1 pseudogene is annotated in these 205 nt (G+C 64.9%); it reads left to right on the top strand.

Features of this window, described 5'->3' with window-relative positions:
* Nucleotides 1–205 (top strand): annotated as a pseudogene (locus tag JUK32_RS27610) (DDE-type integrase/transposase/recombinase); the annotation flags it as partial.

Raw genomic sequence — 205 nt, 5'->3', positions numbered from 1 at the left:
ACGACGACAGAACCCGACCGGGTGTGGGTGGCTGACATGACCGACATTTGAACGACCGAAGGCTGGCTGTATCTGGCGGTCATCATTGACCTGTGTTCTCGACGGGGGGTGGGCTGGTCGATGGCCGAGCACAGGCGCACAGAGGTCGGGTTGACGGCCTTAGCGGCGGCTCTAGGGCAACGCCAACCGGCCCCGTCTGGGTGGC

The organism is Halomicronema sp. CCY15110 (assembly GCF_016888165.1).
In the GTDB taxonomy this organism is placed as follows: domain Bacteria; phylum Cyanobacteriota; class Cyanobacteriia; order Phormidesmidales; family Phormidesmidaceae; genus Halomicronema.
This window is presented reverse-complemented; position numbering and strand designations above follow the sequence as displayed.